We start from the raw sequence: 16,111 nt of genomic DNA on the forward strand, positions 1-16,111 counted from the left end.
CAGTGTGACAGATTACTTGTGCGTCGTCGTACATTGGTAGGGTTTTATTCACAGTGTGGCGTGTCTATATTCGCTGCTCGAGGCGGAAATTATTATTGGGAAACAAAGGAAATAATCTAATGGCGAGTTTGCAGAATTTCGATGCTGAAATCGAAAAGACGCGGTCCATGGTCAATGACATGCGGACCAAGATCGACCAGTCGAGCGTCGTTCTCGACAAGTTCGCCAAGGCAGATGAAAAGATCGGCGCATCAGATTTCGATATCGAGAACGCCCGCATCGATGATGTGCTGCGGCAGCAGAAGGTGATGGAAGGCAATATCGCTGAACTCATCATCGGTCTTGAGGACGCCACCAACGTCTTCGGCTCCGAATTCGAGAGCATGAAGGGCTATTCCGGCTGGGAAAAATTCATCGGCGTATTCTCCAAACAGAAGATGCAACGCATGCGTTCCGACCGCGTCCGCAATATGTCGCTTGCTGGCAACCTGCAGGAGCTTCTTGCCAAGTCCGATCGCATCGTCGGTATCCTGAAGGAGCAGAAGGGTGTGCTCGACCAGCGCTACAAGACGTCGGAGACGAGCCTCGCCTCGGTCATCGAACGGCGCAAGACGACGATCGCCAATCTCGAAGCCACGCAGAAGCGAATCGAGGAACTGAACCCGCAACTGCTCGACATCGAAAACCGCATCGCGGCGTCAACGGATCAGGGCGCACGGGCCGCGCTCGAAGGCGAGCGCTCAAAGCTTGCGACCGAGTATAATGAGCGTCAGGCGAAGGAGCAGGAACTGCTCGCCGAAAGCCAGACCCTGGAACGTTATACGTCAATGTTCCAGACCTTCGTCGATTCGCTCAACAATCAGATCGCCGCGCAAAGCACACTGATCAACAAATTGTCGATCGATACCGAACAGCGCATCGTCCTTTACAAGGCCCTCGAGGACTCGTTGAAGACGGCGGCACAGCAGGACGTCGCGCACAAGATCAATACGCTCGGCAGCAAGGTCGACACGGCGGCCGAAGAGACGATGGCCGGTGTGGGCGCCGCTGCACAAAAGCACATTGGCGACCTTCTCGAAATGCATGAGAAGAACATGGTGAGTTCGCAGGACATACAGCGGCGCAAGAAGCTCGCCGACGACGCATTCTCGCGCCGGTTCTCCGAAGTACTCAAGAAGCACAACACCGCCGACTACGTGAAGAGCTAGTCTATGGACGATAAAGCGGAAATCGGGGCGGCCGAGCGCTATTTTGGCGCCATTCGCTCTGCGCTGGACGGGCTCGGCATATTCTTGAACCAGCAGGATTCTCCGCTCTACAAGCACGATCTGGTGGCCCAGACCGTCGCGCAATACCTGCAGCGGCTGAGTGCCTCGTTCGACTGCTGGCGCAACCGGCTCGGCTTTGCCGAACGTTTCCGCATATCGCGCGCGGATAGCGGATTTCCGGTGTTTCAGAACGTTCTGGAACTTGAGAACGACAAGAAGGATGCCAAGGCAAGGCTTGCGGCAATTCCACCGGCCGAGGCGCTGCGGAGTGAAATGGCCGATTTCATTCTGCGCAGTCGCGACTTTCCCCACGACCTGCAGCGTTCGATGGCGGAGCGCGTTTATCTTGAAACCGTCGAAAGGGGCGAAGTTTTCTCACCCTTCCTTTTGCCGGAAACCATCCGTGTTTCCGTAAATCCGAAAACGATGCGCCCGTTCTATGTCGTGCATTGGGGCGCCTTCGACGGTGCTTCAAACCTGCCGCTCGTCTATATGGCGGTGATCGAGGATTCCTCGGAGGATATGGTCGAGGCTCTCGTCGCAAAGGACGGCAAGCTCAATCCTGCTGTGAAAATTCCGCTTCCGGTCGGCGGCCTGCTTAACCCGGTCCTGGCGCGCCGCTTCGATGATTTCGCGGCCAGGAATTCTGCCTATTCGCTTTCGCCGGTGACGATTGCAACCAGCCTCGATCAGGACTTTCCCGAGCTTCACCCCAAGCAGTTGCGCCGTTTCGTGCTCGGCCCGTTTTATACGGCCGGTATTACCGAGCACAATCAGAAGGTTGCGGATGTGCTGGGCAGCGTTCGCCGCCCGGAAGACGCATGGCTTCTCACCTGGACATTGCAGGAGGTATTTTCGGTCGCCGAGAAGCCGGGCAAACGCGGGCTCTGGTCGTCGGAGCCGGCGCGCGAGGAATTCCACATCAATACCGACGATCTGGAAGCCACGCGTCAGGGCGTCAGCCATTATGAACAGCATGCGCTGGTGCCGCACGAAGCATATCAGGCGCTTTACGCATCCGGAGAAGCATCGCGCATCTTCACGGGGTACCAGACACATATCCTGTCCAACGGCCAGGTGATAAGCGGCATCTAGATGCTCGGGTTTTGCCGGCAGGCGATACCGCATTTGAGGAGACGGCCATGGATATCGGTCTAACGACCATCAGCGAACAGGACATTGCCCGGCATCTGGCGGTGGCGCAGGCGATGGTGACGCGTTTTGTCTCTCTTGAGACTGGCGAGGGCAAAGCCGGCACCGAAATCGCCGGAACCGGCCGACGTTTCGTTCCTACCATTTCGACCGGCGGTCTGCGGAAGACGCGCGAAGTGGAATTGGCAAAGTCGATCCAGTCCGTTCGACCCGACGACCAGATGCTGTCGATCGCGCAGCATACATTGCTGTTTCGCGCCCGCCGCGGCGTCGCCGTCGCGCTTGCGGTTGCCGATACCTTCGGGCGTCAGAGCGATCTTGACAGCCTTGGTGCACGCAATGCGTCAGCACCGCTGCAGGGCGAGGATGCCAGCCACTTCAAGCAGCTTTTGTTAGCTGCGGCTTACGTTGCGGCCTTTACACTGTCGGCTTACCTTGCGCAGTTTGTCGAATCCGATGCGGAACCCGTAAGCGATATTGCCGAACCCGATTTCAATTTCGATACGGCGCAGGATGCGCTGAAATCCGTGATTGCCGGGCTCGACAGGTCGATCTCCGGCGCCGGCGACGAACAGGCTCTGCTTTCGCGAGCGAAGGCGTTCGCGGCGCAGTCGATCGAAGGGCTACTGCGTCGCAAGGCGCGCTTCGATGGCCTGGGCAATTTCGAAGACACACATTTGCGGCTGGACAGCGATGATTTCACGCTGGACGGTTTCGACGTTGCGCCATCGAAGAAGCGCACGCCGCTGACGATGACTTTCAAGAAACCCGATGAAGTCGTCGGCAATCACATCGCCAAGTTCCAGGCCCTGAAACTGTCAAAAATGCTGATGGCCTATGATTTCGACCGGCAGCTCAACCCCTTTGTCGAGCTTGGCGGATTTCTGTTCACTTTCATCGGCGACGGCGCGCCGGGAACGGGCAAGACGACGCTCATCCAGATGATCGCCGGCCTCGTCAATGATTACTGCCAGGTTGCGGGCTATCCCTTCCATTATGAGAATTTCGGCGTCGACCAGATTTCGTCCTATCAGGGCAAGTCGGGGCAGAACTGCAAGCAGTTCGTCACCAACGTGCTCAATCCGCGCGCCATCGGCTTCGGGACGATCGATGATATCGACCAGGTGGCGGCAAAGCGCTCCGATGATCGCGCCTCGTCCGGCCAGCACGAAATCACCGGCGTTTTGATGGAGGCATTTTCCGGCGCCTCGACCGTTGTGCGCGGCAATTGCGCGTTCGGTATGTTTTCCAACTACCCGGAGAATGTCGACGATGCCCTGCGCCAGCGGGCGGGTGCACGATGGCTGGTGGACGGCCCACAATCCCGCGACGACTATATCGACATTTTTGCGCTGCTCGCCGGCAAGAATCATAAGATTCCGCTCGGCGACCATAAGCTTTTCGAGGCGCAGCAGATCGAACGCGCTGTCGAGACCGCCTATGATCAACTTTCGGAGCCACAGGAGGACGGGCTTCGCACCGTCTATGACCGCTTCATTGCCGAAAACGGCGCTCCGGAGACGCTCGCCGATATCGGCACTTACCTTCATATGATCAAGGAGCGCGAACCGCGCTTTACCGGCCGCGCCATCAAGAATGTCACCGATGCCATCAAGATGCGGGCGATGGATGTCGAGCTACCAGACGAATGGTTCGAGAAGCCCGAAACTTTCATGCACAAGGGTTATGACGAGAAGAAAGCGATGATCGAGGAACTGCGCAAGCCTTTCACGATGGAAATGGTGCTGCAGGAAACGAACCGCTATGCGGATTCCGAGTTCCGCTACGCCGACAAGTCCGATGATGCTGCCGTGGAAAAAATGGTCCGCGACGCGAGGCTGCGCGAGCGAGCGGTGCGCGAAGTCGAGACCCTGAAGGCGAAAGGACAGTGGGATGTTTAGTCTCGCGTCGCTTTCAGGCAAATCCGATCTTCCCACTTCTCGGGAAGATGCCCGGCAGCGCAAAGGGGGGTGATCGGTGGATCTGCTCTACGAAAACGAACTGATCTATGGCCGCCTGCTCAACGTCGACCAGCCGCACCTGATCGAACGCTACAATCGCGCGCTCGCAGCCTTTGGTTTTGCCGCGACGCAGCTCAGTGCCTTCAATATCGACCGCACCGGGTTCTCGCCGGAAATTGCCGCTGAACTGAAGGACCCGTCCTATCTCGATCCGAACGGCGTCAATCGCCGCTTCATCATCCTTACGCCGGCGCAGGCCGACCTTCCTGTCGTCCACACCCAGTTCTCCAACACATCGCAGTTGATGTATGAGTTCTTTTCGAGCAATGCCCGCGCTATCAATGCGCTGACGATCAAGGACGTCATCTACGGCGAGATCGAAGACTCGGTGTCGGTGGTCAACGATATCGAGGATTTGCTTTCTATCAATCAGGTGGAATTCCGGGTGCTTTCGGCCGAAAATGTCATGGGCCAGGCAGCGGAACTGCGGCTGCTCGTCGACCGGCTGCAGAACGAACCGGACGCGTGGCGCGACGATGCCATGATCACGCGCATGGTGGCGCTTGCCAAGGTCACCGGCGACATACGCGAGAACTCGCTTGTGCCCGACAAGGTGATCTTCCGCCACCGCGCCTATTGGACCAGCCATTTCGGCGGCACATATGTCTTCGTCGATGACAACACCACGACCGTCATCGGCGATCCCTCGGCCCCCGGCTTTCGTCGCTCGCGCCCTTGGCAAGTGAACTATATCTCGATCCGGGATGCCGAAGCGGTTTTCCAGTTTCTCGCAACGACCTCACGGCTTGAATTACCGCGCGCATCCTGGATCGAACAGTCCGGATACCTCGAAAATCGCGGTGAGATGGTCATCCGCCATCTCATCCAGACGCTGGAACCCGACCGCGACTTGCGCAACATCGACCATATCTGGCTGCAGACCTGGATCCACGCCAACGCCGCTTCGATCAATCATGACGGCACCTGGCCGTTCCTCAATGCCGCCAAGCGCGAGATCAGCCAGACCGGCCAACTCAACATGGCGGAGATCGATCCGAAGCGACGGTTCCTCGTCGTACGTGCCGCTCCGCGCCACGCCGACGCCTGGCTCGTCAATCAGTTGATCAGCGATTTCGTCCCCTTCGATTTCCTTGCCCGCTATGTCTTCAACAAGCCCGGGTTCTATACCGATTACCAGACATGGAAACCGGCCTATCAGGAGCACGTCGTCGACATACTCAAGGAGAAGTATCTCAAGGACAAGGAAGGGTTGCGAAAGAAGATGTACGGGTTGTCGTAGTTTTGTACATGAGACGATTACCCGTCTCGTGGCAGCGGTGTTAATTCGCAACGCAACATTGTCCGCACCTTCAAAACCGCTTATGTGAGAAGCCTGAGGGGCTGGACAAACGGCTCTATGGACTTGAACAGTAACGAGGAAACAGGATGCTCGAGCCCGTGATCAATTTTTTCAGCCGTTTGTTTTATTATATCGGGCGTGGGATCGGTTTTCTGATCAGTCTGATCCTCTGGCCCTTCATCTGGATCGGCAAATGGTATGGTCAGCGCGGCCTTATTCTAAAGGCTGTGCTTGGCGTTCTGGTCCTGGTCTGGCTGGGGCTCTACGGCTATTTCTTCTACAACACGCAGGTCTGGACCAATTTCAATCCCGACTATGTCAATGTCTATGATTTCAAGAACCGCAACGTCCCCGCGGGCGAGCCAATAGCGCAGGCGGCTGCGACCGGCGCAAAGACCTGCGCACGTTCCGCCATCGTCGAAGTGACGGCCGATCTCACCGATTTCAACGTGAACCAGAATGGATGGATATCATCCATGCTGCTCTACAAGCTCGGCTTTTTCGGTAAGGATTGGGATGATACGCCGTTCATGGACAACAAGGCGTCGTTCCAGCGCGGCATCAACAGTGCGGTGCGGCGTACCGCAGTCGAACTCGTCGACACGCTCGGCCGTATCCGCGGCACGTCGCAGATTGATGGCGACCTGCAGAAGGCCCGCGGCAACCTGCAGTTTGCGGAAGATTCCTGGTATTTCGGCCTCAATCCATTCGGTCCGAAGACGCCGACGCCGAGTTATTATCGCTCGGCCGTACGCGACCTGCGCACGTTCAATTCCAAGCTTGAGAGTTGCAATGCCATCTTCGATGCGCGCGCCGACAATCTTATCCAGTTCATCGACCGCATCGCCAACGACATTGGCGGAACTTCGGCCATTCTCAAGGACAGGTCCGAAAACAATAATTACGGCTGGTTCGATTTCCGCGCCGACGACCGCTTCTGGTTCGCCTACGGGCAACTCTATGCCTATTACGGTCTCATGAATGCGGCACAGGTCGATTTCAACCAGGTTCTGCAGGAAAAGCATCTGGCACCGCTCTGGGACGGCATGGACGGACAATTGCGATCGGCGCTCAACATCAAGCCGTGGATCATCGCCAATGGCAGCGAGGGCGGCTGGCTGTTGCCGAACCATCTGACGACGATGGGTTTCTACATCCTGCGGGTGCGCTCAAACCTTATCGACATAAAGCAGGTGCTGCAGCAGTAGTGGACTTGGCTTGGTAAATTGCTATATTTGATGCTGGAGTGAGGGCGAACTTTCGCCCACCCTCTTTCCTGGTTAGTTGAATTGGATCCGGATTGTCACTTGCCAGCGATTCCGGATCCTTTTCATGACCAGGGTGATGCTAAACGGCAAACTCCGCATGAGCATACACCTCCAAGTTTGACGGCAAGGCTGTTGCCTCAGTCGGAAAAGCCTATCCTGTCCGATACGCCGCTGGCCCGGCGCGGGTGCTTCTGCCTTCAACGCTCAAGTCATGGCGCAAATCGTCCGCGTTCACCACGCATGCGCGGTTGTGCGTCGTAAGGTAGGCGGTTGAGGATTCAGACCGGCAAGGCCGACGATTCCTTCACCTCTTCCATAACCGCGTAGGTGTGCGTTTCGCGCACTCCAAGCAAAGAAAGAAGGGCATCGGACAGAAACCGCCGGTAGTGCTCCATGTCGGCGACGCGGGCCTTGATCAAATAATCGAAGCCGCCGGCGACCATATGGCACTCCATTACATCGGGGTTGCGGCGCGTGGCGGCGGCAAAGGTAGCAAATACGTCCGGGGTCGTGCGGTCGAGCTTGATTTCGACAAAGACCAGCATTGCGCGATCGAGCTTTTTGGGCGACAATTTTGCCGTATAGCCAAGGATATAGCCATCGCGAGTCAGACGCTTTACCCGTTCGGTTGTGGCCGTTTGCGATAGGCTGATACGCTCGGAAAGCTCGGTGTTGGAAAGGCGGCCGTCCTTCTGCAACTCGCGCAAGATCCTGCGATCCAGGCTATCCAGATTCTTCATCACTAAATTATACCTCGTTTTTGGTCTTTTTCATCAAATATGTGTCACTCATTGGTGAGAATGACCAAGTAGAATAGATTATATGGGAAAAATCAATAAGGGGACCATGATGACCGTTCAAATGCCCACAACCGATGATTTTTCCGCGCCCTACGCGGTCGACGACCAGGAACTCGTCGCCAGCCTTCTGAAGACAATTGCGCTGCCGGAGGATGTTAACCGCCGTATCGACGCACGCGCCAGCAGGTATATCGCCACTATCCGCAAGGAAGCGCGCGGCATTGGCGGGGTCGAGGATTTCCTGCGGGAATACGGCCTGTCGACCCGCGAGGGGCTGGCATTGATGGTTCTCGCCGAAGCGCTGCTGAGGGTTCCCGACGCCGCGACCCAGGACAAACTGATCGAGGACAAGCTTAAGCAGGGCCATTGGTCCGAACACGAGCCGAGCGGCGACACCTGGTTTGTCTCGGCTTCCGCCTGGGCGCTGGGTCTCTCCGCCAAGGTCATCAAGCCGGGCGAGACGCCGGAAGGCGTCATCTCATCGCTGGTCAAGCGCATCGGCTTGCCGACTGTTCGTACCGCAACCAAGCAGGCGATGCGCTATCTCGGCCACCACTTCGTTCTCGGCGAAACCATCAAGGATGCCCTCAAACGCGCCAGCACCAACGAGGCGAAAGGCTACCGCCACTCGTTCGACATGCTGGGCGAGGGCGCGCGCACCCGGAAAGACGCACGCGGCTATTTCAAGTCATATGCCGATGCGATCGAGGCCATCGGCCGCGCGACCGGCAACAAGAAGCTTCCCGACCGCATGGGCATCTCGGTCAAGCTTTCCGCGCTGCACCCGCGCTACCTCGCCACCCACCACGACCAGGTAATGGCTGAACTCGTGCCTGACCTGCTGGCGCTGGCGCAAAAAGCGAAGTCCTACGATCTGAATTTCACCGTTGACGCCGAAGAAGCTGACCGGCTCGAACTTTCGCTCGATGTGATCGACCGGGTTTTCGGCGATCCCTCTCTCGCAGGTTGGGACGGATTCGGGCTCGCCATCCAGGCCTACCAGAAGCGGGCGCTCGACGTTATCGAGCATGTAGACCACCTCGCGGCCCGGCACGGCCGCAAGATGATGGTGCGCCTGGTCAAGGGCGCCTATTGGGATACGGAGGTGAAGCGTGCGCAGGAACGCGGGCTCGCCGACTACCCTGTGTTTACGCGCAAGCCGGCGACAGATGCGTCTTATCTTGCCTGCGCCAAGCGGATGCTGGCCGCGCGACCGCGGCTCTTCCCGCAATTTGCTACCCATAATGCACTGACGGTCGCGATGATTCTGGAAATGGCCGGTGACGACAAGACCGGTTTCGAGTTCCAGCGCCTGCACGGAATGGGTGAAAGCCTTTACAAGCAGATCACCGAAAAGGGCGACAAGATCGCCTGCCGGATATACGCGCCGGTTGGCGGCTATCGCGATCTCCTTGCCTATCTTGTGCGCCGCCTCCTCGAGAATGGTGCCAACTCTTCCTTCGTTTCGGTCGTGGGCGACAATGACATTCCGATTGCCGATCTCCTCGTCCGTCCGGCAGAAAAGCTCAATGACGGCAAGGGGTACCGACATCCCAACATTCCGTTGCCGCCAAAAATCTATGGCAAGCGTGCCAATTCGGCCGGCGTCGAACTCGGCGTGCGCACGGAACTTGCGGCGCTACTCGGCGGGATCGCCAAGGCATCGCGCCCGGTAAACGCCGTCCCGCTCATCGATGGGTTGAAGCCTTCGGGCAAGGCGCAGGATGTGATCTCGCCTGTCAACGGCGCGAAGGTCGGCTCGGTCGTGTTTGCCACCGCAGAAGAGGCCGGAAAAGCTGTTACGATTGCGCGCAAGGGTTTTTCCGCATGGTCGCGGGTTGCCGTCGACGCGCGTGCGAAGATGCTGGAGCGGGCCGGCGACCTGCTTGAGGACAACCGGGATCACCTGCTCGATCTGCTTTCGCGCGAGGCAGGCAAGACAATTGATGACGGCATTGCCGAAATTCGCGAGGCAGTGGATTTCTGCCGCTACTATGCCGCCGAAGCGCGCCGACAATTCGGTGCCGACAAGGTCATGCCGGGACCGACCGGCGAAGACAACAAGCTTCGTCATCGCGGACGGGGCGCATTCGTCTGCATCAGCCCGTGGAATTTCCCGCTGGCGATCTTCCTCGGCCAGGTAACCGCAGCGCTGGCCGCGGGCAATAGTGTCATTGCCAAGCCTCCTGAGCAGACGCCGCTGATCGCCTATGAGGCAGTTCGCATCCTGCACGAAGCCGGCGTGCCGAAGGACGCCGTGCTCTATGTGCCGGGCGATGGCTCGGTCGGCGCGGCCTTGACCTCGCACGCCGAGATTGCCGGCGTTGCGTTTACGGGTTCGACCGATACCGCCTGGGCTATCAACCGCGCCCTTGCCGCCAAGAAGGGGCCGATCGTTCCGCTCATCGCCGAGACCGGCGGGCTCAATGCCATGATCGTCGACGCCACGGCCCTGTCGGAGCAGGTCACCGATGACGTGGTGATGTCGGCTTTCCGGTCGGCCGGCCAGCGTTGTTCCGCACTGCGCATCCTCTATCTCCAGGAGGACATCGCCGACAATATGCTCGAGATGATCGAGGGCGCAGCCAAGGAGCTTACCGTTGGCGATCCGTCTTTGCCTTCGACGGATATCGGGCCGATTATCGATGACGACCAGCGCAAGATGCTGCGCGATCACATAGCGGCCATGCGCAAGAGCCAGAAGGTGCATTATGCCGGCGAAGTCCCGAATGACGGGCTGTTCTTTGCGCCGCATATTGTCGAGCTCGATCGGGCGGAAGTGCTGGAGCGCGAGGTTTTTGGACCTGTGCTTCACGTCGTGCGCTGGAAGGCCAAGGACCTCGACAAGGTGCTCGACCAGATTGCATCGACGGGCTATGGCCTGACCTTCGGCTTGCACACCCGCATCGAGTCCACCGTGAACAAGGTCGTGGACCGGCTCGACGTCGGCAACGTCTACGTGAATCGCAACACAATCGGCGCCGTCGTCGGTACGCAGCCCTTCGGCGGGTCCGGTCTCTCCGGTACCGGGCCAAAGGCTGGCGGCCCCGCCTATCTCGCACGTTTTGCGCTTGAACAGGTCGTTTCCGTCAATACTGCCGCGGCCGGCGGTAATGCCAGCCTGATCGCCATGGGCGAATAGGCGGCGGCAAAATCGATGCCAATGGGGATAGTCCGATCTGCCTATCCCCATTTTCTTCCCGGAATGCTATTTGATGAATAGCAATATGGGGGGAATGCGATGCCTGTCGTCAAATCCGATATTGAGATTGCCCGTCACGCCGCAAAAAAGCCGGTCGTGGAGATCGGTGCGAAGATAGGCATTCCACCCGAGCACCTGGCTCCCTACGGCTATGACAAGGCCAAGCTTTCGGCAGAATTCATTCGCTCCAAGCGGGGGGACAAGAATGGCAAGCTTATTCTGGTAACGGCCGTCAGCCCGACACCCGCAGGCGAGGGCAAGACCACGACGACAGTCGGGCTCGGCGACGGTTTGAACCGCGTCGGCAAGAAGGCGATCGTCTGTATCCGCGAAGCGTCGCTCGGCCCTTGTTTTGGCACGAAGGGAGGTGCGGCAGGCGGCGGCTATGCGCAGGTCATTCCCATGGAAGACATAAACCTGCACTTTACCGGCGATTTCCATGCGATCACCGCTGCGCATAACCTCCTCGCGGCGATGATCGACAATCATGTCTATTGGGGCAACGAGCTTAATCTCGATACGCGCCGCATCACCTGGCGTCGGGTGATGGACATGAACGACCGCGCCCTGCGCGACATTGCGACGTCGCTCGGCGGTGTTGCCAACGGGTTTCCGCGCGAGTCCGGCTTCGATATCACCGTCGCCTCGGAGGTCATGGCCATCCTCTGCCTCGCCACCGACCTTGCTGATCTCGAACAGCGCCTCGGCGAGATCATAATCGGCTATCGCTTCAACAAGACGCCGGTCTATGCGCGCGATCTCCAGGCGGACAAGGCCATGGCCGTGCTTCTGAAAGATGCGATGCAGCCGAACCTCGTGCAGACCCTGGAGAACAACCCCGCTTTCGTGCATGGCGGTCCCTTTGCCAATATCGCCCATGGCTGCAATTCAGTGGTCGCGACGACGACGGCCTTGAAGCTTGCCGATTATGTGGTGACCGAAGCCGGTTTTGGTGCCGATCTCGGGGCCGAGAAATTCTTTGATATCAAGTGCCGCAAGGCCGGCTTGAAACCTGCTGCCGCCGTCATTGTCGCAACCGTCCGGGCGATGAAAATGCATGGCGGCATTGCCCGCGAGGATCTCGGCCGGGAAAACATTTCAGCCGTCAAGGCGGGCTGTGCCAATCTCGGACGGCATATGGAGAATGTCAGGCAATTCGGTGTGCCCGTCGTTGTCGCCATCAATCATTTCACCGCCGACACACAAGGCGAGATCGATGCGCTGAAGGCCTTCGTCGCCGCCCACGGCGCCGAGGCTGTGCTTTGCCGCCACTGGGCCGAAGGCTCGGCCGGCATCGAGGAACTGGCGCACAAGGTCGTCGCACTTGCAGAAAGCGGATCGGCGCAGTTCTCGCCGCTCTACGAGGATGAACTCCCACTTTTCGACAAGATCGAAACCATCGTCAAACGCATTTACCGGGGTGCCGAGGCCGATGCGGATTCGAGCGTGCGCGACCAACTCCGGCAATGGGAAGACGCGGGCTATGGCAATCTGCCGGTGTGCATGGCCAAGACCCAATACTCCTTTTCGACCAATCCCCATCTCAGGGGCGCGCCGGTCAATCACGTTGTGCATGTGCGCGAGGTCCGCCTTGCTGCCGGCGCCGGCTTCGTCGTCGCCATCTGCGGTGAGATCATGACCATGCCGGGATTGCCGAAATCGCCCTCCGCCGAACGTATCCATCTCAATGAAGACGGATTGATCGAGGGGCTCTTCTGACAATCCGCGAAAGCCCTCGCGTTTTTGCAGTTGCAAGCAGCCTCGGCTGCCGCTAACAATCAGCGCATGAATACGCACGTTAACAACACTGGTTGGTGGTGGCTCCGCTCTTAGCGGCCGCACAGCCTTTTGCATGCGTAAAGGGAACAGGGCCGCAACGGGTTTTCCGGGCGGCCTTTTTGTTTATCGCCAGAAGCCCCCAAGGCCAAATGCAACGAGACGGAGAACAAGATGCATAGAATTGAGGGCGACGTCGAAATCTTCGACACCAAAGGCGGCATAACAATATCGCGCCAGCGCATCGGCACGGCCTACGCCAGCGCCATCGACAGTTACGTGGATGCCCTGGACGAGCGCCGCGGCGCGGTCTTTTCGTCCAATTACGAGTATCCCGGGCGCTATACACGTTGGGATACGGCGATCGTCGATCCGCCCGTTGTCATCACCTCGAATGGCCGGCATATGACCATCGAGGCGCTGAACAAGCGCGGCGAGGTCCTTATCGTTGCCATCGGCAAGACCGTTGCGGCACTGGAAGAAGTATCGGTCGCTGCCACGAGTGCCACAAAGATAGAGCTTGAGATAGCGCTGCCGACCCGTCATTTCACGGAGGAAGAGCGCTCGCGCATTCCGTCAGTCTTTACGGTGCTGCGTGCCATCGTCGGCCTCTTCTTTACCGAGGACGACGCAAGCCTCGGACTTTACGGCGCTTTCGGCTATGATCTCGCCTTCCAGTTCGATCCGGTCCAGTACAAGCTGAAACGGCCTGACGACCAGCGCGACATCGTGCTTTATCTCCCGGACGAGATTCTGGTTGTCGACCACCATGCGGCCAAGGCATGGCTCGACCGCTATGACTACGCCTTTGACGGCCTTTCGACCGAAGGCTTGTCCCGCGAAACCGAGTCAAGGCCGTTCAAGCCGACCGCCACGATACCGGGCCGGGGCGATCACAATCCGGGCGACTATGCCGAACTCGTAAAAAAGGCCAAGGAGAGCTTCAAGCGCGGCGACCTGTTCGAGGTGGTGCCGGGCCAGACGTTCTATGAACGCTGCGAAACCTCGCCGTCGGTCATTTCGCGGCGTCTGAAGGCAATCAACCCGTCGCCTTACTCGTTCTATATCAATCTCGGCGACAATGAGTACCTGGTCGGTGCCTCGCCCGAAATGTTCGTGCGCGTGGTCGGTCGCCGCATCGAGACATGCCCGATATCGGGCACGATCAAGCGCGGCGAGGACGCGATTGCCGATTCCGAGCAGATCATCAAGCTGCTCAACTCAAAGAAGGACGAGTCCGAGTTGACCATGTGCTCGGACGTCGACCGCAACGACAAGAGCCGCGTGTGCGAGCCGGGCTCGGTCCGCGTCATCGGTCGTCGCCAGATCGAGATGTATTCCCGCCTCATTCATACGGTCGACCACATCGAGGGTCGTCTGCGCGAGGATATGGATGCGTTCGACGGGTTCCTGTCGCATGCATGGGCGGTAACGGTTACCGGAGCGCCGAAACTCTGGGCAATGCGCTTTATCGAAGAGAACGAGCGCAGCCCGCGCGCGTGGTATGGCGGGGCCATCGGCATGGTCAGCTTCAACGGCGATATGAATACGGGCCTGACGCTGCGCACCATTCGCATCAAGGATGGCATTGCGCAGGTTCGCGCCGGCGCAACCCTGCTTTTCGATTCCATTCCAGAGGAAGAGGAGGCCGAGACCGAACTCAAGGCCTCGGCGATGATCGCTGCGGTGCGGGATGCGCACAAGACCAACATTCTTGCCGAGGAGCGCGCCGTGGCGCGCGTGGGCGAGGGCCTGCAGATCCTGCTCGTCGATCACGAAGATTCCTTCGTGCACACATTGGCGAATTATTTCCGCCAGACCGGGGCAACCGTGACCACGGTGCGAACCCCGGTTCCGGATGAGATTTTTGACCGGATCAAGCCTGATCTCGTCGTACTCTCGCCCGGGCCGGGCACGCCGGAGGATTTCGACTGCAAGGCGACGATCAAGAAGGCGCGCAAACGTGAGCTGCCGATTTTCGGCGTCTGCCTAGGCCTTCAAGCGCTGGCGGAAGCCTATGGCGGTACGTTGCGACAGTTGCATGTGCCGATGCATGGCAAGCCCTCGCGCATCCGCATTACCAAGCAGGGCAAGGTGTTCTCGGGCCTGCCGAAGGAAGTGACGGTCGGCCGTTACCATTCGATCTTCGCCGATCCGGTCCGGCTTCCCGACGAATTCGTCGTCACGGCGGAAACGGAGGATGGTGTTATCATGGCGTTCGAGCACAAGAGCGAACCCATTGCAGCGGTGCAATTCCATCCCGAATCCATCATGACACTCGGCCACAATGCTGGTATGCGCATGATCGAGAATGTCGTGGCGCATCTGCCGCGACGCGCCAAGGAACGCGCTGCCTGATGCGGGCAGCGAAGCAACGAGCAGCTTGAGCATGAGCCAAGAAACTACAGTTCAGCGGCTGGCGTTCTGGTCGATCATCATCGGCTGCACTGTGCTGGCGTTGAAGTATGTCGCTTACCATGTGACCGGCTCTGTCGCGCTTTATTCCGATGCGCTCGAATCGATCGTCAACGTCGTTGCGGCCCTGGCTGCCTGGTGGGCGATCCGCGTCAGCCATATCCCTGCCGACCGGAATCACCCTTACGGTCATCACAAGGCCGAGTATTTCTCGGCTGTGCTCGAAGGCGCGCTGATCATCGTGGCTGCACTCTTGATCCTGCGCGAGGTCTGGTTCGCATGGCAGACGCCGAAGACGCTCGACCAGCCGTGGCTCGGTCTTGCCATCAACGGCGGTGCCTCTGCCATCAACGCCATCTGGGCGACCGTTCTCATCAATCGCGGACGTATCGCGAAGTCGCCGGCGCTCCTTGCCGATGGCAAGCATCTGATGACCGACGTCGTCACGTCGGTCGGTGTGTTCGCGGGCCTCGTGGGCGCGGTTCTCACCGGCTGGACGATCCTCGACCCGCTCCTTGCCGTGATCGTTGCGGTCAATATTCTGTTTCAGGGCTGGAATGTCATCGGCAATTCGGTGCAGGGGCTCATGGATATGGGTGTCGCGACTGAAGAGACGATCCAGATCCGCGACGTCATTTCTGCCAATGCCGGCGGCGCACTCGAAGTTCACGACCTGAAGACCCGCGTTGCCGGCCGGGTAACGTTCATCGAGTTTCATCTTGTGGTCGATGCCAAGATGAGCGTCGGCGACGCCCACGTGATCTGCGACAGGATCGAGAATGCCCTTATGGAACAGATCCCCGAGGCCAGCGTCGTCATTCATGTTGAACCCGAGGACGAAGCCAAGCTGCCAATCGGAACGGCCGCCGTCCCCTTTGCCTGATATTTCCATCCCTTTGCAGGAGCGTT

At 58.8% G+C, this 16,111-nt stretch carries 10 protein-coding genes; 9 read left to right on the plus strand and 1 reads right to left on the minus strand.

Going from position 1 to position 16,111, the window contains the following annotated elements; all coding sequences use genetic code 11:
• Positions 1 to 119: 119 nt before the first annotated feature.
• From GF108_RS13580 to GF108_RS13600, 5 genes are all read left to right on the plus strand, one after another.
• The gene (locus GF108_RS13580; RefSeq protein ID WP_027233473.1) at positions 120 to 1,208 is read left to right on the plus strand and encodes a hypothetical protein; all 1,089 of its coding nucleotides are present in this window, start codon (positions 120 to 122) and stop codon (positions 1,206 to 1,208) included.
• Positions 1,209 to 1,211: 3 nt separating this feature from the next.
• Positions 1,212 to 2,363 carry a hypothetical protein gene (locus GF108_RS13585; protein ID WP_153668414.1) on the plus strand — a complete coding sequence of 384 codons (1,152 nt, stop codon included), beginning with the start codon at positions 1,212 to 1,214 and terminating at the stop codon, positions 2,361 to 2,363.
• 47 nt (positions 2,364 to 2,410) lie between these two features.
• On the plus strand, positions 2,411 to 4,321 hold the full coding sequence (locus GF108_RS13590; RefSeq protein ID WP_153668415.1) for an AAA family ATPase: 1,911 nt from the start codon (positions 2,411 to 2,413) through the stop codon (positions 4,319 to 4,321).
• Positions 4,322 to 4,397: 76 nt separating this feature from the next.
• Positions 4,398 to 5,681, plus strand: a complete 1,284-nt coding sequence (locus tag GF108_RS13595) for a DUF6638 family protein (protein WP_370462163.1) — start codon at positions 4,398 to 4,400, stop codon at positions 5,679 to 5,681.
• Between the two features lie 146 nt (positions 5,682 to 5,827).
• Positions 5,828 to 6,949, plus strand: coding sequence for a DUF2333 family protein (locus GF108_RS13600; protein WP_153668416.1), 1,122 nt, complete (start codon positions 5,828 to 5,830; stop codon positions 6,947 to 6,949).
• A 338-nt stretch (positions 6,950 to 7,287) separates the two neighbouring features.
• Here GF108_RS13600 and GF108_RS13605 read toward each other — a convergent pair whose 3' ends face one another.
• The gene (locus GF108_RS13605) at positions 7,288 to 7,749 is read right to left on the minus strand and encodes an Lrp/AsnC ligand binding domain-containing protein (RefSeq protein WP_153668417.1); all 462 of its coding nucleotides are present in this window, start codon (positions 7,747 to 7,749) and stop codon (positions 7,288 to 7,290) included.
• A gap of 109 nt (positions 7,750 to 7,858) precedes the next feature.
• Here GF108_RS13605 and putA point away from each other — a divergent pair, with 109 nt between their 5' ends.
• The 4 genes from putA (at position 7,859) to GF108_RS13625 (ending at position 16,085) form a co-directional block, all read left to right on the plus strand.
• Positions 7,859 to 10,951, plus strand: coding sequence for a bifunctional proline dehydrogenase/L-glutamate gamma-semialdehyde dehydrogenase PutA (putA, locus tag GF108_RS13610; RefSeq protein WP_153668418.1), 3,093 nt, complete (start codon positions 7,859 to 7,861; stop codon positions 10,949 to 10,951).
• A gap of 99 nt (positions 10,952 to 11,050) precedes the next feature.
• A complete protein-coding gene (locus tag GF108_RS13615) occupies positions 11,051 to 12,730 on the plus strand; it encodes a formate--tetrahydrofolate ligase (RefSeq protein ID WP_153668419.1) in 1,680 nt (559 codons plus the stop codon).
• A 231-nt stretch (positions 12,731 to 12,961) separates the two neighbouring features.
• A complete protein-coding gene (locus tag GF108_RS13620) occupies positions 12,962 to 15,145 on the plus strand; it encodes an anthranilate synthase (RefSeq protein ID WP_153668420.1) in 2,184 nt (727 codons plus the stop codon).
• 31 nt (positions 15,146 to 15,176) lie between these two features.
• Positions 15,177 to 16,085 carry a cation diffusion facilitator family transporter gene (locus GF108_RS13625; RefSeq protein ID WP_027233464.1) on the plus strand — a complete coding sequence of 303 codons (909 nt, stop codon included), beginning with the start codon at positions 15,177 to 15,179 and terminating at the stop codon, positions 16,083 to 16,085.
• Positions 16,086 to 16,111: the final 26 nt, after the last annotated feature.

Source organism: Phyllobacterium sp. SYP-B3895 (assembly GCF_009647635.1).
Taxonomy (GTDB): domain Bacteria; phylum Pseudomonadota; class Alphaproteobacteria; order Rhizobiales; family Rhizobiaceae; genus Phyllobacterium; species Phyllobacterium pellucidum.